The 1,086-nt window shown below is 74.2% G+C and carries 1 pseudogene; it reads left to right on the top strand.

Annotated features, from left to right (window positions below):
• Positions 1–12: 12 nt before the first annotated feature.
• Positions 13–1,086, top strand: a pseudogene (locus ACGFIR_RS31605) (polyketide synthase); the annotation flags it as partial.

Raw genomic sequence — 1,086 nt, 5'->3', positions numbered from 1 at the left:
ATCGTGTCGAATGTGACCGGTGCGGTGGCGGACGGGTTGGAGTTGGTGGATCCGGAGTACTGGGTGCGGCACGTGCGGCAGCCGGTGCGGTTCGCCGATGGTGTGACGGCTCTGCGGGGGCAGGGCGTGGACACGCTCCTGGAAATCGGCCCGGACGCCGTACTCACCGCCATGGCGGCCGAGGCGGACGCGGCCGACGACGTGCGGTACGTCGCCACGCTGCGCCGCAACCACTCCGACGTCACCACCCTCACGAGCGCCGTCGGGCAGCTCTGGGCTGCCGGTATGGCGGTGGACTGGGCGGCGTACCACGGTCAGGCCGGCGGCCGGCCGCGCGTGGTCGACCTGCCCACCTACGCCTTCGACCGTAAGCGCTACTGGCTGGAGGATCCCCAGCCCGCCCCCGCCGCGGAAAGCACCCAGGCCCCGTCGGACGAGCAGTTCTGGGCGGCCGTCGAGTCGGGGAACCTCGGGGCGTTGGGCGACGAGCTGGCCGTGGGCGCCGACGCGCCGTCCGCCGAGCTGCTGCCCAAGCTCGCCCGGTGGCGGCGGGCGACGCAGCAGCGGGCCGCCGTCGACTCGTGGCGGTACCGGGTGACGTGGCGTACGGGCGACGTGCCGGCGTCGGCGACGTTGGCGGGGACCTGGCTGCTGCTGATGGCGCCGGGTCAGGAGGACCACCCGGCGGCCACGGCGCTGGCGGCGCGGGCCGACCGGGCGATCCCGGTGCTGGTCCCGACCGGTGCGGACCGGGACCAGGTGGCGCGGCTGCTGCGGGAGGCGATGGGGTCCGACGACCGGGACGCCGACATGGTGTCCCTGCTGTCCCTGGCCGACTCCCGGGAGCCGTCCGCGGTCCCGGCCGCCGCCGAGGTGTCGACGGCGCTGGCCGTGGCGCAGGCGCTGACCGACGTCGGTGGGACGGGCCGGCTGTGGTGGCTCACCCAGGGGGCGGTGTCGGTCGGCGAGTCTGACGTGCTGACCGACGTCGCGGGTGCTGCGGTGTGGGGTTTGGGTCGGGTGGTGGGTTTGGAGTTGCCGTTGCGGTGGGGTGGTTTGGTGGATTTGCCGGGGTTGTTGGGTGGT

Source organism: Micromonospora sp. NPDC049051, assembly GCF_043197575.1.
Classification (GTDB): domain Bacteria; phylum Actinomycetota; class Actinomycetes; order Mycobacteriales; family Micromonosporaceae; genus Micromonospora.
This window is presented reverse-complemented; position numbering and strand designations above follow the sequence as displayed.